The organism is Bifidobacterium panos, assembly GCF_012932445.1.
Classification (GTDB): Bacteria; Actinomycetota; Actinomycetes; order Actinomycetales; family Bifidobacteriaceae; genus Bifidobacterium; species Bifidobacterium panos.
Genome location: NZ_JAAIIJ010000021.1, coordinates 78,457 through 97,427, shown reverse-complemented (window position 1 = coordinate 97,427; position 18,971 = coordinate 78,457). Strand labels below are relative to the sequence as shown.

The following is an 18,971-nucleotide window of genomic DNA, read 5'->3' as shown; positions in this document are numbered from 1 at the left end:
GTGTGAGTGGTTTGGGTAGTGGCGATTCGGCGCCTGTGCGGCGAAACCCCCTATTCGCATGCGCTTATGGCAGCCCGTGACGCTCTATCTAGATGCTCTATCTATTCGAGAAGGTGGCGACTGTGGAGCCGTACCACAGTGCATCATAATACATACCATGATGCGCAAAAAATGTACTATGAACGTACGAAAAAGTACTATGAACATGCAAAAAAGTATCATGAACGTACGAAAAAGTACTATGAACATACGAAAAAGTACTATGACAGACTAGTGCGCTTCTGCCAGCGGGCTCGAAGCGCTCGCGAAATTGCTGACAGGTTTGGCTATAACGTGACGTATATGCGGCGTGTGTATATCCGCCCGTTGCTGGAAGAGAAACGATTGTTCCTAACCATGCCCGACAAGCCGCGCAGCAAGCAGCAACGATACGTCAGTGGTTCGCGTGTCGATTTCTGATCATGCTGTGGATTCTATGGGGGTGGATATAGTGGAAGCTATGTGCCGATTCTTTACAATCGAACGAAGTGACGATAAGTTCTTGGATTCGTTGAGCCAGCGACTGAACAAACTGGTGGTTGCCGCGGTGAACTACCATTCGCTGATTCAGCCGGGGCGCACGCTCCACTACAAAATCTATATGGGAGAGAAGTGGCAGTACCCGCGCCTGACGGACACCTCCACCATCAATGGCTCATGCACCGACACAGCCGGTCTGCAGCCGATCGGCGAATTCGACGCCACCTCCACCGTGCAAGCGAATTCCGTGTTCTCACCGCATTATTTTGCCGGCGATATGGCACTTATCGACCGTAACGTGCGCTACATCCTGCTCACGCCCGACGACGCCACCGATGACGATGTGGCGTTGCACCGTCCGATGGACAGCCGGAAAGTTCAGCTGTATAAGAAATTAGAGACCACCGCGCCAATCGCGTTCGATTATGTGCGCGAGGCGATGCGCTCCGAGCGTGAATATCATGGCACACTGCCCATCCCTCTGTATCAGCCGAATACTGTGGAACATGTCAACGCCGGCGTTTCGCACCATCCGTGGGTCGAAGTCAAACCCGGCCCGAGGGTGGCGGGCGCTCGCAAAGCCGTCATTATTGCCATGCACTGGCTGCAGGCCGGTGGTGCCGAACGCTGGGGCATGGAAACCATCGCCCTTGCCAAGCAGGCCGGCTTCCTGCCGATTGTGCTGACGGATCGCGATGGTCAGCAGCCGTGGATTACGCGCCCCGAGTGTGAAGGCGCGTTGGTGATGCCGCTGACCCAGCCGTTGCAGGATCGCGTTGGTGATGTGCCGGTTTTGCGCGCGCTGTTCGAGCAGTTTGATATTCGTGGTGTGGTGATTCATCACTGCCAGTGGATGTACGACAATGCGTGGTGGGTGAAGAAGTATTTCCCCGACGTCAAAGTTGTGGCTTCGCTGCACATTGTCGAATACGTCATGCAAGGCGGCTATCCGCGCGAGTCCGTGGCTCACGACGAGTGGGTCGATCTGCACCACGTCATTTCCCCGCAGCTGGAACGTTGGATGGTCGATACGCACAGCATCGACCCAGCGAAGGTCATTGATGCACCGCTGGTCGGTTTGACCGTCGATTCCGGTGACCTGACGTTCAAGAAACGCAACGACACCAGCCGTCTCACCGTTGCTTTCGTGGGACGTATCACCCGCCAGAAGCGCCCCGAAGCATTCATCCTCGTTGCGAAGGAACTGGAAAAGGCCCGTCCGGGTGTGTTCCGTTTCATCATGCACGGCAACGGCGATATGGATGCTTTCGTAGACAAGCTCATCACCCGACACGGGTTGGGCGACGTCATCGAACGCCGTTCCATTGATACGCCGGTTTCCTCGACCTATCAGGACGCCGATGCGTTGCTGGTCACGTCGATCAACGAGGGCATCACACTGACCACCATCGAGGCGATTTCGGCCGGCGTGCCGACGCTGTCCGCCAACGTGGGTTCCCAGCAGACGCTGATTCCACCGCAGGGGCTGTTGCGCCGCATGACCCAATCGCTCGTGCACGATGCGAAGCACTCGCTGATCCATGTGCTCGAGAACGAAGAGGATCGCCGCAAGTTGTGGGAAACGGAGCAACAGCGGCTGGAATCGTTCTCGAAGAAGCGTTCCGCTGATAGTCTGTTCCGAGACATGTTTACCGAATGGAGTAAATGACCATGGTCTTTCGCGTCGCGAAATCCAACAAACCTCAGCAAACCGTCGCCGCGGTCGTCGTCACTTTCAACCGCTTGGAAAAGCTCAAGACGGTGCTCGCCTCGCTTGAGGCGCAAACCCGCCTGCCCGAGCAGCTCATCATCGTAAATAATGCGTCCACCGACGACACCGCCGCTTACCTGGCTGATTATGAGCGTGATTTCAAGCTGAAGAATAAGGTGCAACTCACCATCGTCACCCTGCCCGAGAACGCGGGTGGCGCGGGTGGTTTCTCCACCGGCATGCGCAAGGGGTATGAGCTGGGCGCCGATTTCGTCTGGATCTTCGACGACGACGGCTATCCGCAGCCCGATGCCTTGGCCAAACTGGTCGACGGTTTCAACGCCGCGGTTCAGGAGCTCGGGCCCGACGTGCCATACGCCTGCTCGATGGTCAAATACATCGACGGCAACATTTCCGAAATGAACAACCCCATCCCCACGTGGGATTGGGGGCGCTTGCAAGCCAAAGGCCACAACAATCTGGTGCTGGTCACCTCCTGCTCGTTTGTCTCCGTGCTGATTCCCCGCTGGGTGATGGAAGCTTATGGTCTGCCATATAAGGAATATTTCATCTGGTTCGATGATGCGGAATACACGCTGCGCATCACCAGGGCGTGCCCCGGTGTCGAGGTGCTCGATTCCGTTGTGCTGCACGACATGGGCGTGAACAAGGGCGTCAACTTCTCGATGATCGACGAGAAGAACGAATGGAAGTTCGCTTACGGTGTGCGCAACCAGGCGTCGTATCGTCTGCACCATGAAGGCAAGCCGAAATACCTGATTTTCTGCGCCATGGTGATTCGCGAGATGCGTCGCGGCGGTGTCGCCAAGCCTCTGCGCCGCAAGATGATCAAGCAGATGATCGAGGCGATCCACTTCGATCCGCAGGTCGACTTCCCCCAAGTCGCCCAGCAGCAATAACGCGGCTTCACGCGAACGGGACGAACAGGCGCGGCATGGCAGCGTATATGGAGCATAAGAATCTTGCCAACGAGACCATTGCGCCTGCGCGTGCTCGCGAAATCGCTGACAATGTGCGCCGCACGCTCGACCGCATCGCGGCCGCCGAGGTTGCAGCCGGGCGCGAACCCGGTTCGGTGAGCCTGCTTGCCGCCACGAAAACGCGCGATGTGGGCGAAATCATGGCGGCTATCGACGCCGGGGTGCGCATGATTGGCGAGAACCGCCCCCAGGAAGTGCAGGTCAAAGCACCCGGGCTGGTGCGCCTTGCAGCCGCGCGTGGGTTCAGTCTTGGTGCCGTCGAATCCGAATCGGCGCAAGAATCGGCGCAGGAGTCCGCGCACATCCCCTTTCATCTCATCGGCCAGCTGCAATCCAATAAAATCGGCAAAGTGCTGCCCGCGGTGGATTGCATCGAATCGGTGGACGCCATCGCGCTGGCGGAGAAAATCGCCCGTCGCGCCGTCGCGCGCGGCACCACCGTCGGCGTGATGCTGGAGGTCAACGAGTCCGGCGAGGAGTCCAAGTCCGGCTGCCCGCCCAGCCACGCCATCGATTTCGCGCAACGCATCGGCAACATGGGCGGCTTGCGTTTGCAAGGTCTGATGACCATTGGTGCGCATGTGCAAGACGAGGCGACCATTCGCGCCGGCTTCGCCCACTTACGCAAGGTGCGCGACCAGATTCTTGCCGAGGCCTCGCCCGGCACCGAGCATTGCACCGAGCTGTCGATGGGCATGACGCAGGATATGGAACTTGCCATTCGCGAAGGTGCCACCATCGTGCGCGCAGGCACTGCCGTCTTCGGCCCGCGCGCCTTCGTGTAACAGCCAGCCATCCGGCCAATCTGCTTCCTTGCCGTCTGCGCTTGCGGCCAGAACGTGGAATATTCGCGCAATATGGCGGCAGAACAATTCTCGCGGCTAGGTCGCGCGGTAAACTGCACTCACAACACGCATAACCAAATTGAGGAGAACCGCAGATGACCGACTCAAACAGCCAGCAGCCTTATCAAGAGCCGAATCCCCAGCAGTCGGGTTATACCCAGCAAAATGATCAGCAATATGCGTCCGCATACACGCAGCAGCCGTACCAGCAGGAGACGCAGTCAGCGCAGCCGGGCGCAACCTATCCGCCGCAAGGTGTGTACCAGCCGGGTCAACAGGGTGCGTATCCATATCCCGCGCAACAGCAGCAAAACTGGAACGGCATGTGCATCGCCGGGTTCGTGTGCTCCTTCCTCATCTCCATCGTTGGCCTGATATTGAGCATCGTGGGCCTCAAACAGGCGAAGCAGTCCGGGGAAAGGGGGCAGGGCCTCGCCATCGCCGGTATCGTGATCAGCGCAGTGCGCATCGCTCTTGCCATTCTGCTTGTGATACTGATGATTCTCGGCTTCGGCGCGGCGCTGGCTCAGTACGGTCGCGATCACGGCTACAACTACAGCCAGTACGGTTATTACGGTGGCGATTACAACTATTTTGGTGCCGCCGGAACCACGTCGACAAGTGCTTCCTGCAGCCAGATGGACACGCTGATCGCCAGCACTTACGAGGCGTGTCTCGCGGCCTGAGTGTTGCCCGCCCCCGTTCCGTCCGTTCGTCAGCCTCGTTCGCAACGTAACAAGCTCGGCCCAGCTCGGCCAAGCCCATCGCTAGACTGGTACTCATGAGAATCGCACGTTTTTCCCTCAATGATTCACCGCGCTATGCTTTCGTGCAGAAAGACGAGGCTGACGGCAAGGATTATCTCGTCGAGCTCGACGGCCACCCGCTGCTGGGTGGTCAGGTTGCTCCCACCGGCCAGCGTTACGCGCTTGACGCCGATGGCATCCGCCTGCTCGCGCCCGTCCTCCCCTCGAAGGTGTTCGGCTTGGCCAAGAACTACGAGGCGCACGCCCGGCACATGTACGAAAAGGGCCAGTCCGCCGAAGAGCACGCGCCGGGGAACATGGTCATCTTCACCAAGCCGTCCACCTCGGTGATCGGCCCGGACGACCCAATCGTGCTTCCCGCCTGCTCCAACGACATGAACTTCGAGCCCGAGCTGGCCGTGGTGATGGGCCGCGTGGCGAAGAACGTCCCCGTCGATCAGGCGATGGATTACGTGCTCGGCTTCACCTGCGTCAACGACGTCACCTTGCGCGACTTGCAAGGCTCCGACCCCACGTGGACGCGCGCCAAGGGCTTCGACACCTCCTGCCCGCTCGGCCCCTGGATTGTGTCCCGCGACGACGTGAACTGGCGCGACGCGAACATTTCCTTCACGCTCAACGGCGAGAACGTCGAAATGGCTTGCGGCACCACAGCGAACCTGATTCACGGCATCCCCGAGCAGATTGCCGCGATTTCGTCCTTCTCCACGCTGCTGCCCGGTGACGTGATCATGACCGGCACGCCGAACGCCTCCGGCCATCTGGAACCGGGGGACGAAACCGTCGTGCATGTGGAGGGTATCGGTTCACTGCGCAATGTGGTGGTGCGCGGCTAACCCCATGCAATCGAACATTTTGCGTGGTACCTTCCACCCTTTTGTCAGAGTTTGTTGTACCATGAGCGACATGGGAGATAGCAGGAAGTCAGCAGTTGCGGAAAGCGGGGCAATCTTGGGTTCCGTAAGCGCACCAAGCGTCGGGGGGGGGTGTCCTTGCTTGCAAATCACAGCGACGACTCCGATCTGCTGACTGAGCAGATTTCGGCTACCCCGTCAGATCCCCACGCCCCGGATGATTACGGCGTGCCTCTGGTTCCTCCCGTTCCTCCTCGGGCCAAGCGTTCCAATCTGCCGCAGGGCGACGGTTCCGCGACGTCCGCAGAAAACGCAAGTGCGTCCCCAGCCGAGGCGGCTCCCACGTTCTTCGACGGCACCTATCGCCCGGATACGACGGTAGGCAGTCGGCGTCCCGCATTCCGATGGCCCCTCGGCCCCAGATGGCGTTACATTTACAACTTCGCGCTTGTGGCGTTGGACGTGTTGATGATGTTGTTGGCCTGTGTGCTGGAACTTCTCATACGCGCCGATGTGTTGCGCACGGTGCGGCTTAGTGTGCCCGGAGGGGTCATGCCCACTCTCGCCGTGTTCTGCCTGGTGTGGGTGTTCTGCCTGGCTTTTATGAGAAGCTATGTGCGCCATGTGATGGGCGAAGGCTATTCGCTGTATGCGAGGATACTGAGCGCCGCCGTGCTGAATTTCTTCGCGCTGTGTTCTGTGGCGTATCTGTTCGGCGTGCCGTATCCCCGCTGGTTGGTGAGTTCCGCCACGGCGATGGCCGCCGCGTTCACGTTGGTGGAACGTTGGTTGATGCGCCGTCTGCTGCATCGCAATCGTCGCATGGGTGAATACAATTACTCCACGCTGGTCATCGGCTCGCCCGAGGGCATCCGTTCCGTCATCGGCAAGCTCACTTCTCAATCGGGCTTGGCCATGGGATATGCGCCCATCGCAGTGTGCCCAGTGGAGGAGATTGGCGAGGAGAACGACCCGGATTCACCCCAGCACTTGATTTCGGTTCCATTCGAGCCGCAGAACGATTATGAGCGCGGGTTGCGCGTGCTGCCGTTGAACTCGCGTCTGCCGCAAACCGCACGCCACCTTGGCGCGCGCATCGTGCTGATTGCCGATGTGCTCACTCGCGATTCGGAGACGATGCGCACACTGGCGCTGGCGGTGGAATCGTTGAACATGGAACTGGCTGTCACCGCTTCCGTGGCAGACATCGGCGGCGGGCGCATCCATATGCGCAATAACTCCGCCATGCCGATTATGACGGCCTCCCTGCCGCAATATTCCCTGCCGATTCGCTTCATGAAGCGTGCGGTCGATATTGCCGGCTCTCTGGTCGCGCTGATTCCCGGCTCGATTATCATGGCTATCACCGCCATCTTCATCAAAGTGGAGGACGGCGGCCCGGTGTTCTACAAGCAGGAACGCATCGGGCTGTATGGCGAACCGTTCAAGGTGCTGAAGATGCGGTCCATGCGCATTGACGCCGACAAGCACGACGCCGAAGTGGCCGCCGCCGCTGGCGTGAAGCTCGCCGCCACGTTCAAGGTGAAAGACGATCCGCGCATCACCCGCGTGGGCCGATTCATTCGCAAGACCTCGATCGACGAGATCCCGCAGTTCATCAACGTGCTGAAGGGCGATATGTCGCTGGTCGGCCCGCGCCCCCAACGCCGCTACGAGGTGGATCAGTATTCCTCCCTGTATTCCGCTCGTCTGCTGGTTCGTCCCGGTATCACCGGCCCTTGGCAGATTTCCGGTCGCAACAATCTGTCTCAGGAGGATGCCGAGTTCCTCGATGTCAACTATGTGGAGAACTGGTCGTTAATGACGGATATCGCCATTCTGATCAAGACGGTTGGTGTAGTGTTGCGCGGCGATGGTGCATACTGAATAGGTGCTTTAGATACCCCCTGATACGCCATCGACAAGGAGCTGATTCGTGGCCAAGATGAATAATCACGGCGCAAACCATGCCGCAAGCGAGGTGAAGCAACGTCGCGTATGGCCGTGGGTATTGCTTGGCATATTCGCCGTGTTGCTCGCCTTGGGTGTCGCCTTGGGGATGGTCGGCTATCGGTTCTATCGTCAGGCCATGGAGGTCAAAACCCATGAAACAGCAGCCTTCGAATCGGTGAAGAAAGCCAAGGACATCACCAAAACTTTGGATTCCACTTCGTTGGACGAGGCGTTGCCTTCTATGAAGGAACACACCGCAAAGGCGCGTGAGATTACGCATGGTGACCTGTGGAATATAATGGCCAAGCTGCCGAAGTATGGCGATGACATTCGCACCGTGCAGGGCATGACGGAAGTGATGGATGATCTGGCCACCAAGACGCTGCCCAGCCTGTCCGGTTCGCTGAACACCCTGATGAGCTCGAAGCTGAGCGACGGCGAAGGTCAAGTCAACATGCAGCCGATTTACGACATCCAGAAAACATTCGACAATACGAACACTCAGATTCAGCAGGAATATGAGAAGCTCAAGGACCTGACCACCCCTCACATCAACAAAGTGAAACAAGCGTATGAGCAGGGCCTCGAGCAATTCTCCGGCCTCGCCGAGAAGCTGAACCAGAACAACAAGCTGTTGCAGATTCTGCCACAATTCATGGGCAACGACGGTCAGCGCACGTATCTGATTATGGCCAACACCACCTCCGAGACGCGCTCCATCGGCGGTTTGATCGGTTCGCTGGGCAGCATGACCACCGACAACGGCAAGGTTCAGGTCGGTGATTTCCATCCAAATACCGAGTTCTTGCCCACCACCATCGGCACGGATTCGGAGCATGCAGTATTCGACGAGCCGTTGGCTTTCTCATTCGATATCCGAGACCAGTCCGCCATCGTCGATTATGAGACGGTGGCGAAGAACCTCACCTCGTTCTGGCAGGGCTCGAAGTATTCGAGCAATGTGGACGGCGTGATGGCCATCGACCCAGTGTTCATCCAGGAGCTTGTCAAGATGACCGGCGACGTGCAGGTCCCCAACGGCCCGTTGCTCACCGGCGACAACACGGCCGAGTTCCTGCTCAACGGCATCTACAAGGATGTGTACATCGCCAATCAGGACTGGTATTTCGAATACGTCGCCTCCCATGTGATGAACGCGTTGTTCGAGAACCTCGATGTGAAAAAGCTGATGCAGCTGAGTGACATCACCACACCGATGGCCGAGGGACGGCACCTGTATTTCACGAGCTTCCACGAGGACGAGAACCAGAGCTTCAAAGACATGGGGTTGTCCAAGGGTGCCCCGTCCAGCGAGGAGAACCCCGAGGTGGGCGTGTATCTGAACCAGCAGAACGCTTCCAAGCTCGATTGGTATCTGCATCGCAACACCACCGTGACCCGTACCTCCTGCAATGAGGACGGTTCACAGACCTACCACGTGAGCTTCACCATGCAAAACGACCTGCCCGATGAGGATTACGCCAACCTGAGTTGGTATGTGGTGGGCGGCAACGGTCAAGCTGCTGCCGGCGTGCGTGGTCAGGCCACCGAGAAGATGCTGTTTTACGCGCCGGCCGGCGGCTCCATCGCAAACTTCCAAGTCTCCGGCTCGGGTAAGGGTAGTGTGCCACAAGCTACCACCATGGACGGCAGGGACATGTACAGCGCGCTCGCCTACATCGGCAAGGGTCAGAACCTCACCTACGAGTTCGACGTCACCACCTCGCCCAAGGCCACCACCGATCTCAAGTTCGACCAAACCCCCATGGGCTGGACCGACCTCGGCGTCACCTACGACACCAAGTCCTGCTCGATTGACAAGTGAGGTGATTGCTGTGAGTTCTTCAACTGCAACCCCGGCTCCCACCGTCACGGTGGGTGTCGCCACGCATAAGCCATATCGCATGCCCAGTAACCCGATGTACCTGCCATTGCACGTGGGCGCGGCCTTGCACCCCGAAGTATGCGCGGACATGACCGGTGACGACAGCGGGGACAACATCTCTGATCGCAACGGGTATTATTGCGAGCTGACCGGCCTGTATTGGCTGTGGAAGAACTGCGACACGGATTACAAGGGGTTGGTGCATTACCGCCGCCATCTCGGTTCGGCCAAGTTCGGCGCGAGGTTCAAGCGCGACCGATTCGAGCGCATCGTGGGTTCAGACGAGGTGCGTGCGTTGCTGGCTGATTGCAACATCGTCGTGGCCAAGAAGCGCAATTATTACATCGAAACCGTCTATTCGCACTACGCGCACACCTTCCACGCCGAGCAATTCGACACCTGCCGCGAGGTGCTGGCCGACTTGGCTCCCGACTATGTGCTCGCATGGGATAAGCTGATGAAATCCACCAGTGCCCACATCTTCAACATGTTCATCATGAGCCGCGAGCGCTTTGACGAGTATTGCACCTGGCTGTTCCCGATTCTCTTCGAGCTGGAACGCCGTTTGGATCCAGCCCAATACGGCGACGCTTTCCAAGCCCGTTACCTCGGCCGCGTCAGCGAACGTCTGCTTGACCCTTGGCTCGTCACCAACGACTACTCGTTCGCCGAGCTGCCCGTTGTCAGTCCCGAGCCCGTCAACTGGTGGAAAAAAGGCACCGGCTTCCTCAAAGCCAAGTTCGGAGGGAAAACCTATGACAAAAGCTTTTAGATGGTCTGTTTGTAGTGCATGTGGGAAAATGTCCATCGAATTAGCCTTATGAGAAGCTAATTAAAATCTCAGATCGTATCGGTTGTCACATGGAGTAAAAGATGAAGCCAGCTTTTTTGAAACGCATAGTGAAGACAACTAGTTTCATTGTCACAAGTCATCTGCCGTCCCATAATAGATCCAGTGACTTTCGTCATGATGAAATTACCCTGCTTGACACAGCTATGGGCAGCGAAAACGCTGGAGACCAAATCATCATGTCTTACGTCCAGAAACAGATGGGTGAGTTGTTCCCTCAACAAAGTTTCAAGCATCTTCCGACTCATACGTATTCCAGCGTTCTTGAAAGCGCAATTAAAAATGAGCGTAAGTTCGTCTGTGGTACCAATATGCTGACCATGAATTTGAAGGAAAATAATCCGCTCGCGCTTCCGCTATTGCGTTTGACCGCATATCACAATTCTGTGGTCCTACTTGCGGTGGGAATGCGAAACTTGAAGCAAATTACGGCAAAGGCGTTTACCCCGTATTCCGTGAGGGTGCTCAAATATCTATTGGATCCCACGGTGCTTCACTCCGTTCGTGACGAACAAACCAAACGTGCTCTTGAAGAAGCAGGTATCAGGAATGTCGTCAACACTGCATGCGTGACAATGTGGGATTTGACGCCAGATTTTTGCACACAGATTCCTACGTCTAAGAACGTGGATGTTTTGACCACTGTGACAGATTACGCTCGCGATCCCGAACAAGACAAGTTCATGCTGGAAACGCTGATTGAGCATTATCGTAATGTCTATTTTTGGATTCAGGCCGAGGAGGATTTGGAATACGTTTCTTCGCTTATTGATATTAATCAAATCAAAACCATTGGCCATCACATGAGTAATCTCGATGCATTTCTGTCGGAGCACAAGGAATCGATTGATTATTTCGGCACTCGTCTTCATGCCGGTGTCCACTGTTTGAATCACAAGGTTCGTTCCATGATTGTTGTCGTTGACAATCGTGCCCGTGCCATCGGCAAGGACACCAACATCCCCGTTATTGAGCGAGATGACCTTCGACAGAGGATGGAGCAGCTTATCGAAGAAGAACGTAGCACGTCGATAAGCCTTCCGTTTGGCGCCATTGAACGTTGGAAGAACCAGTTTCAGGTCACACGCGACCAGTGCTGATCATCTTCAGGGGAAGATCATGTCTCGATATTCAGCTTTATTTAAAAATATCGGTCTTTTCACCGTCAGCAACATTGCTATCAAATTAGTCACTTTCCTGCTGGTGCCGTTATATACGTACTATCTTTCAGCTAGCGAGTTCGGCATTACAGATATGCTGAACACGGTAATTTCCTTGATTACGCCACTTGCCACCGCGTCTATTTCGGATTCAGTGCTTCGTTTCTGTGTTGAGGACGGGGAGAATAGCGCAAAGTACATTTCTACGGGTTTCTATATTAACCTTGCCAGTTGTGTCCTGGTTGCCCTGATGCTTCCCTTTTTAGACTTTTCGTTCTTCGGGGGTCTTGGAGACTATAAGATCTGGTTTCTTATCGCTTTTGCGGTTATGACGTTCCAGCTGTTCTTTTCCAATATCGCTCGCGGTCTTGATCAAGTGAAAAATATGATCTGGGCTTCCGTCATTTCCTCAGTGACGAATATTGTGTTAGCGGTTGCTTTTATTGCATTCATGCGCATGGGTGTTGAGGGTTTCTTCCTATCTCTGGTCATAGGTAATTTGGCGGGTTGTTGCTGGTATCTTATCTTCGGTAAGTACTATAGATATTTCTTTTCTGCACGTGCAGATGCGCGTAGTTACGGTCATAGAATGCTGATTTATTCGCTTCCTCTGATTCCGAATTCTTTATTCTGGTGGGCCAGCCAAAGCATAAACAGATTTTTCATCACAGGAATGATTGGGATTGCTGCTAGTGGATTATTTGCATCAGCCAGTAAGTTCCCCGCGATTCTCAATATTATGTCCAACATTTTTCAGCAGGCATGGAATTTGTCCGCTTTTCAGGAATTCAAATCGGCGGGGCAGGACGTCTTTTTCTCGAAGGTCTTCAAGCTCTATAATGCGGGCATTGCCTTATGCGCAGGTTTTTTTATGTGCATCTCTTCTTGGGTTGCTCGTTTTTTCTTGCAGGGTGAGTTCTATCAAGCATGGCCGCTCATTCCGTTGCTTCTGTTGGCATTCTATTACAGTACGCTTAGCGCATATTATGGAACGGTCTACACCGCCAGCATGAAGACGCGCTATCTGTTTGTCTCTACTTTGGCTGGTGCCGGTATATGTACTGTGACTCTTTATTTTTTAATCAGATGGACAGGATTGCCCGGTGCAGGAATCGCATCTGTCCTAGGCAATGGCATTGTATGGTTGATGAGAGTACACAACTCTCGTAGCATTATTCGCATCAAGGTGAATCCATTGGCACTCGCACTAGGGAACATCTGTCTAATTGTGAGTGCCGTCGTATTAACATTTCAGATTCCGTATTCTTCGGTTCTGTCATGGGGCTGTTTTGTTGCATTACTGCTGATCATGTACTGGGATGTCAGACCTACGGTTCAAGAAGTTTTTGCATTACTAGGTAGAAGAAAGTTCTGACTGTGAGTGAGTAGGGAATAGAATAAAAGGATATGTGCAAGTGCAAGAACGATCTTGCATCTCTGTTCATGTGTGGTGTAAAGACATCCAGGATACATGGTGTTCCGTGGAACTAGCGAGAAACGAAAGAAAGGTGTTCATGCAAAAGAGGGTACTGTATTACTCCGAAGGGTGGGGTTTCGGCGGAATCGAGACTTTTGTCATGAACACTGTCAGGTGTCTCAATTCGCAAGTTTTCGGTTTTGATATCTTCTGCACGCACGATTGGAACGAAAGCCATGACACAGAGATCGCGAAACTGGGTGGGTGCCGATATGTCGTCTTTAAAGGCCATAAGCCGGGATTGCGTACACGCTTTAAAGCATCAACAAAAAAGTGGCGTAGTCTCCTAAGAGAGCATCATTATGACATCGTCCATATCAACACCATGAACGGCATGGGTTTCGCCTACGCTCATATAGCTGAACAAGAAGGCGTGCCAGTCCGTATCGTGCATTCTCACAATACCGCCTTTGGCAGTGGCCTGAAACTTGTAAAGCAGATTGCTCATACGGCTGGAAAAACTGTATGGGGCAAATCCGCTACGACATGTTTAGCTTGTTCCTCAGAAGCGGGAGAATATTTATTCGGGAAAGGTGATTTCCAGGTTGTTCGCAATGGAGTCGATATTGATATGCTGCGCTTCAATCATGAGGTGCGCGAAGCTTATCGAGCTGAGCTAGGCATTGAGAATGACACGGTGCTCTTTGGGGCTCCAGGTCGCCTTTCGGAGGCGAAGAATCCGCTGTTTCAGGTAGGTATTCTGAAGCATCTGTTGGACGGCGGAGTGAGAGCAAAACTTTTGCTGGTCGGCGAAGGGCCGCTTAAGGAACGGATTGAAGTATACGCGTCTCAGTTAGGAATAGACAATGCTTTAATTATCCGAAGTGCGACAGATAATGTCGCACCATATTATTGGGCCCTTGACGTATTTACGATGCCGAGTACGTTTGAAGGTGCTCCAACTACTCCAATCGAAGCGGCAGTTGCCGGCCTACCGTTCATATGTTCCGATAATGTGCCAAGTTTTGGCGCTCATATTTCCGGCGAATATCGTCTGGGATTAAACGACGCTAATGAATGGGCAGAGAAAGTTGTTGATATCGCTTGTCTTGACAGTGATTTTGCGAACCGTCGGCAAAGTGCAGACAAGTTCGCAAAGCTGGGTTTTTCATATAAGGCAACGGCGAAAATGGTCGAGGGAATATACAAGGATAGTTTGAGGCTATGCTGAAATAAGGCACGCTGTGCAACCGTGAAAGGGACTCTCGTGACAGAGACGAAAGATCAGCAACCGATCGCTGACGAGGATGCGGCTTTTGACGTTGCTTTTCTTCAAGAGACGGTTCTGCAACACAAACTTATCTGGATTGTTGTCCTGATTTCGATTTTTGGTGCTTTGTTTGGTTACGCCATCAATTCTCCTACCAGTTACTGCGCGAAAACGGTTTTGGACGTTGAGAACGGAAAAGCCACATGGAAGGAAACGTCTGATCAGTTACGTCACTATGCATTCAATTCAATATCAGATAACTCTCTGCAGGAGACGCGAGAAACGCTCGAAAAGACTCAGGGCATCACAATAGAGCAAGATGCTTTGCGTGAGAGTTTGTCGCTGAGAGCTCAGACTCCTACGCAGCAGCTTGAAATTAAGGCCTGTACCGTTGATAGTCATGAGTCCACGGCGATTGCAATTGCTTTTAGCAAGGTGCTTATAAAGCAGAGTGAGGCATCTGCTAATGCGGCTGAAAGTAATAAAATCATTCTGTCGGGCGGTGACTCGAGCGAGATTTCCTCTCGTTCCCCGAGCAAATGGGTTGAAGTGCTGTTGGTTGTTCCAATCGCGAGTGGCTTGTTTGTAGGAATGGTTATTTGTGTCGTTGCGTTGAAAGTACTTTCTCGTAGATGGAAAGCATGTCGAAACAGAAAGGTCGGACAATGACTAAGGCTAAAGCAGAAGGTAGCCAATTTCGGCGTTTTACTCAGCATGCCAGACTATTCGGTCTTAAATATGCATGGTTGGAGGTGATTTGCCATGTAGATTATAAAGTGGCTGAGCGCCTTAAGATTCCTGCTTTCGGCAGATTGTTCTCTAGCAAAGAACATTGGCTGACAAACTGGTGCAGAACTTACTTTCAGCAGGAAATCGACAAGTATATTGATGCTGGCTCTGCCGCTGCCCCTAACATTGCTAATGATGAAATTGTGTGGACTTGCTGGCTGCAAGGAGAAGAGAACGCGCCGGCCTTTATTAAAGCGCTTATGCGACGTGTCAAGGAGCATGGAGGGGAGCACGCGGTTGTTGTCATCACGAACGAAAACTACCAGCAATACTGTCAGCTTCCAAGCGAGATTTGTCGCAAATATGCTGATGAGATAATTTCTCCTCAGCAGATGACTGATATAATCCGGGCGGCTTTACTGGCTAAGCATGGTGGCCTGTGGCTGGATGCGACCGTTCTAGTTACAGACATTCCCGCTGGAATATTCGATTTGCCGACGTATACGGTAAAAGGAATTCGCTCGGATTTTTTCGAAAGTTTACGAATTCCCGTGCCATCGGAATGGATGTCGTATTGCATCGCATCCAAACCGAATTCGGTGACGTACCGGTTCATCTACGACTGTTTGATTCATTATTGGCTTGAATTCAATACGCTGATTGACTACTTCTTAGTTTTTTATTGCGCTCAAATTGCGAGAAACAGCATTCCCGCAGCTCGCGCCGAGTACGATGCGATTCCGGTGAACAATACTGATTGTGAGATGTTACTACCCCTATTGCGTGATTCTGTTTCCTATAATTCCTCTGAAGTGAAGACGCTGCTTAATGGCTCCACATGGGCGTTCAAGCTTTCTTGGAAAGAGAATTTGCCAAGTTTTACCGAAGAAGGCGATAAAACTTTAGTCGGCTGGATTTCGGAGAAAGGGAACGGACAATGAGCTATATCAAGCAAATTCGTATTGTTGATCTGCTCATCATCGCTTTAAGCTTGCTGGCCAAATATGCTGATCAGGTTTTTTTCTCCAACTCATTATATGTGTATCTGACCGTGCTTGTGGTGGCATTTCTATGCGCAAGTAAAGTAATGTGGCTGCTTGTTGGTGGTTACCGTTTCAGCGGAAAACAGCTGATCGCAGTTGTTGCTTTGTCTGGCTTGGCATGTGCTTATTTTCTCTGTTTGAACAAGATAGATTTGATTATGGCCTTGTTCATTGCGTTGGCATTGCTTGATTTGGGTGTCACGCGTTATGTCGGTTACTGGGGAATCGCGGCAGGCTTGTTTTTCATTGTCAATTTGATTGCCTATGTGACCGGGGCAGTTATGGATCATGTGTCTGTAGTACATGTGGAGGGTGATGGACTGGGCACTCGACTATCACTCGGTTTTGATCATCCCAATTACTCGATTTGTTTCTTGCTTCCGTTGATTTGTGCCGGTATTTATACGCGAGATCGATTAACTAAAACTGTATGTTTGCTGTCTGCGGCTGCGCTGGTGAGCATTACTTATTATTTCACCGCCTCTAGAACTGCAATTCTGTCCGCGATATTTGGCATTTTCTTGATTGTTTTGTCCTATTTCATTAGACGATGGCCTGGCGTGGCTTGCCTTACGGTTCTTGCACCTTGGGCAATGCTGTGTTTATCGGTTATTGTGGCCACTGTATTCGGGAATGATTCACGACTGAACCAGTTGCTATCTTCCCGTCCTCTATCTTGGTCGCAAGGAATACAGCATATTCAAGTGTTTGGGGCTTCCGAATACACTAAGAACTTATTCTCGACGGGCGGTTCTCTGGATAATTTTTACATTTACATGCTCTGCGGATACGGGGTGGTACTTGCTCTGATCATCTTCCTCTTATTCTCATTGTTGGCTGGAACAGTGGGAAACTTGTTCCGATTCACTCTGGTCAAAGATGTTAAAGTCGAAGAGTCGCAGAAGAACATAGAAGTATGCCTGATGATTTTAGTTTATCTGGTTATGGGATTCACAGAACGGCATGTGTTGGATTTTGGCTTCGGCATATTGGCCCCGTTGTTGCTATGGGCCGTTATTGAACCCGATGTGTTGTTCGTTCGAACCAAGCGTCACCTGCATGCCCTTGACGACGCTGTTGCTATGGGCCGTTATTGAACCCGATGTGTCGTTCAGGTAGAAAAATGAAGTCGCGTGCGTGCGCTGAGTCGTAATAGTGTGAGAGTGTGTCTTTCCATTCGTCGACGCTATTTCAGTGTCAGCGGGCAATCTGGATAGAAATGGACGAACCGGTGCCGGTTGGTCTTGGTTTTTCTATAAAGTGAGTTGGAAGATTAGAGAGAGAAAGATCCATCATGACTTGGCATAGAGCGATTGTCTCTGAACGTTGTGGAAACGTGGGGGGGGGGAGACTAAGAGCTTCCTCCATAGAGGTCTTGCGCATATTAGCCATGTTGCTTGTGCTCACTTGCCATTTCACCATCCATATGGGGTGGATGCCCAAAACGCTTGGTTGGAAACGAGCTGCCGCTTACACGCTTGTCCAGTCAGGGCAGATTGGCGTTTCGCTGTTTTTCATAATAACCGGCTGGTTCATGGCCGCTAAGACGTTCAGCCCCGTTCGGGTGTTCAAGGCTTGGAGCAAGGTGGTGATCTATTCGGTTGTTGTATTGCTGGGGACAACCGCGTTATGGCTTGTGAGCCATCCGGCTTACTTGAAAGACGTTTTCTCTCTGAGACATCTGGCATTTACGCTTCGACGGACGTTACTGCCGATATTGTTCAATGAATATTGGTTTATGACGGCATATATTGTGCTGCTGATCGTAGCTCCCCTCTTGAACATCCTGTGTAATCAGGTCAGCAGGAGAACTTTGAGTGTGCTGGCAATGAGTTTGACCGCGGTGTCCGGCTTGCCGTTGCTGGGCATTACCGCGATACCCTTTGATAATGTCGTTTACGGGATTTGCGGTTATATCGTTGGTGCTTATCTCCGTCTGTACAATGATTCATTGAAAGTGTTTACGTTTGGGCGCACAGTAGGCTTTATTTTGGGCTTTGTCGTATTTTCGACAGTTTTTAGCTACTTGGCTATGCACCAATCCTCACCGCAGCTAAGAGAGTTGCTGGGCTGGTCCGGTCAGCTGCATGCCGGTGTGCGGCCATTGCAGATTCTGGCCGCGACATCCATGTTCGCGTGTGTAGCGAATCACACCGGACGAGTTCCTTTTTCGAATCGTTGGATTAACACCATTGCTTCCGGCGCATTCGGGGTGTATTTATTGCATGAGCATTATCTCGGCTGGAGAATACTCTGGACTGCGGTTGGGAGTATCGTTCCCGAACCCGAGGGCGTTTTATTTAAGGCTCTCGCTGGAAGCGTGTTGATTGTCGCCATTTACGTGACTTTGACTTTGCTATCGCTGGTGATTGACCGTTTTCTGGTGACTCCGTTGCAGAGAGCAATCATCTCGGGAGTGCTCAGAACACGTTTGGGCAAAACGGTTAAAATGCGACCGTGAGGGCATGGTTACGCTTGAAAAGGCATGAGGAAACTGCGTTGTTCGACGAACTTGCCACCGACGAGAACCCTTATGCCGCTCTTGAGAATCCTCTGGCAAGGGCATGTCCTGCTGGGCTGAATATGACTCCAAGGGTGTAGAGTGGGGCGCATCCAGCCCCATGTTCATTGCTTTAGCTGCCACGCTCAATCAGTTCCGCTCGCCTATGCCGTATATCCCCTTTTATATACTGTCTTTTGTAGGCGTGTTCCAGTAAACGATGTATTGAAAATACGGCTTTATCATTCGCTGGCATCTAACCATATAGAGGAGATGGGAATTTGATGAGTAACGCAGGAAGTGCGGTTCGCTCGTTGTGCGCTCAAATCGGCAAGGTTCTTGCTCGTTACAGCATCTGGTTTGTAGGTCTTTGCTTTATCTACAGCCTTCTTCTCGTTATCGGCTACGCAGTTCCGCAATCCGCAGTAGAGGCTAACCGACAGCAGAGCATTCAGTTCCTCAAGACA

The 18,971-nt window shown here is 53.0% G+C and carries 16 protein-coding genes; all 16 read left to right on the top strand.

Annotated features, from left to right (window positions below; all coding sequences use genetic code 11):
• The first annotated feature begins 66 nt into the window (after positions 1–66).
• The 16 genes from G1C94_RS08000 (at position 67) to G1C94_RS05700 (ending at position 18,465) form a co-directional block, all read left to right on the top strand.
• A complete protein-coding gene (locus tag G1C94_RS08000; protein WP_470287738.1) occupies positions 67–459 on the top strand; it encodes a Fic family protein in 393 nt (130 codons plus the stop codon).
• 40 nt (positions 460–499) lie between these two features.
• Positions 500–2,188, top strand: coding sequence for a glycosyltransferase (locus tag G1C94_RS05770; RefSeq protein WP_172145995.1), 1,689 nt, complete (start codon positions 500–502; stop codon positions 2,186–2,188).
• A complete protein-coding gene (locus tag G1C94_RS05765; protein ID WP_253902338.1) occupies positions 2,185–3,150 on the top strand; it encodes a glycosyltransferase family 2 protein in 966 nt (321 codons plus the stop codon). The genes G1C94_RS05770 and G1C94_RS05765 overlap by 4 nt, the downstream gene beginning before the upstream one ends.
• Before the next feature lie 35 nt (positions 3,151–3,185).
• Positions 3,186–4,016 (top strand): YggS family pyridoxal phosphate-dependent enzyme, encoded by an 831-nt coding sequence (locus G1C94_RS05760; RefSeq protein ID WP_253902337.1) that lies wholly within the window; start codon positions 3,186–3,188, stop codon positions 4,014–4,016.
• Between the two features lie 155 nt (positions 4,017–4,171).
• Positions 4,172–4,762 (top strand): DUF4190 domain-containing protein, encoded by a 591-nt coding sequence (locus tag G1C94_RS05755; protein ID WP_172145992.1) that lies wholly within the window; start codon positions 4,172–4,174, stop codon positions 4,760–4,762.
• Positions 4,763–4,857: 95 nt separating this feature from the next.
• Positions 4,858–5,679, top strand: a complete 822-nt coding sequence (locus tag G1C94_RS05750; protein ID WP_172145989.1) for a fumarylacetoacetate hydrolase family protein — start codon at positions 4,858–4,860, stop codon at positions 5,677–5,679.
• 156 nt (positions 5,680–5,835) lie between these two features.
• The gene (locus G1C94_RS05745) at positions 5,836–7,584 is read left to right on the top strand and encodes a sugar transferase (protein ID WP_253902336.1); all 1,749 of its coding nucleotides are present in this window, start codon (positions 5,836–5,838) and stop codon (positions 7,582–7,584) included.
• A gap of 58 nt (positions 7,585–7,642) precedes the next feature.
• Positions 7,643–9,475, top strand: a complete 1,833-nt coding sequence (locus G1C94_RS05740; RefSeq protein WP_172146166.1) for a DUF4012 domain-containing protein — start codon at positions 7,643–7,645, stop codon at positions 9,473–9,475.
• Positions 9,476–9,485: 10 nt separating this feature from the next.
• A complete protein-coding gene (locus G1C94_RS05735; RefSeq protein WP_335341215.1) occupies positions 9,486–10,307 on the top strand; it encodes a DUF4422 domain-containing protein in 822 nt (273 codons plus the stop codon).
• Positions 10,308–10,408: 101 nt separating this feature from the next.
• Positions 10,409–11,485 carry a polysaccharide pyruvyl transferase family protein gene (locus G1C94_RS05730; RefSeq protein ID WP_172145986.1) on the top strand — a complete coding sequence of 359 codons (1,077 nt, stop codon included), beginning with the start codon at positions 10,409–10,411 and terminating at the stop codon, positions 11,483–11,485.
• A 19-nt stretch (positions 11,486–11,504) separates the two neighbouring features.
• Positions 11,505–12,920 (top strand): lipopolysaccharide biosynthesis protein, encoded by a 1,416-nt coding sequence (locus G1C94_RS05725; protein ID WP_172145984.1) that lies wholly within the window; start codon positions 11,505–11,507, stop codon positions 12,918–12,920.
• A 139-nt stretch (positions 12,921–13,059) separates the two neighbouring features.
• A complete protein-coding gene (locus G1C94_RS05720) occupies positions 13,060–14,193 on the top strand; it encodes a glycosyltransferase (RefSeq protein WP_172145971.1) in 1,134 nt (377 codons plus the stop codon).
• A 36-nt stretch (positions 14,194–14,229) separates the two neighbouring features.
• The gene (locus G1C94_RS05715; RefSeq protein WP_172145968.1) at positions 14,230–14,901 is read left to right on the top strand and encodes a hypothetical protein; all 672 of its coding nucleotides are present in this window, start codon (positions 14,230–14,232) and stop codon (positions 14,899–14,901) included.
• Positions 14,898–15,902, top strand: coding sequence for a capsular polysaccharide synthesis protein (locus G1C94_RS05710; protein WP_172145965.1), 1,005 nt, complete (start codon positions 14,898–14,900; stop codon positions 15,900–15,902). Before G1C94_RS05715 ends, G1C94_RS05710 begins: the two co-directional genes overlap by 4 nt.
• Positions 15,899–17,101, top strand: a complete 1,203-nt coding sequence (locus tag G1C94_RS05705) for a hypothetical protein (RefSeq protein WP_172145962.1) — start codon at positions 15,899–15,901, stop codon at positions 17,099–17,101. Before G1C94_RS05710 ends, G1C94_RS05705 begins: the two co-directional genes overlap by 4 nt.
• A gap of 197 nt (positions 17,102–17,298) precedes the next feature.
• A complete protein-coding gene (locus G1C94_RS05700) occupies positions 17,299–18,465 on the top strand; it encodes an acyltransferase family protein (RefSeq protein WP_172145959.1) in 1,167 nt (388 codons plus the stop codon).
• Positions 18,466–18,971 lie beyond the last annotated feature (506 nt).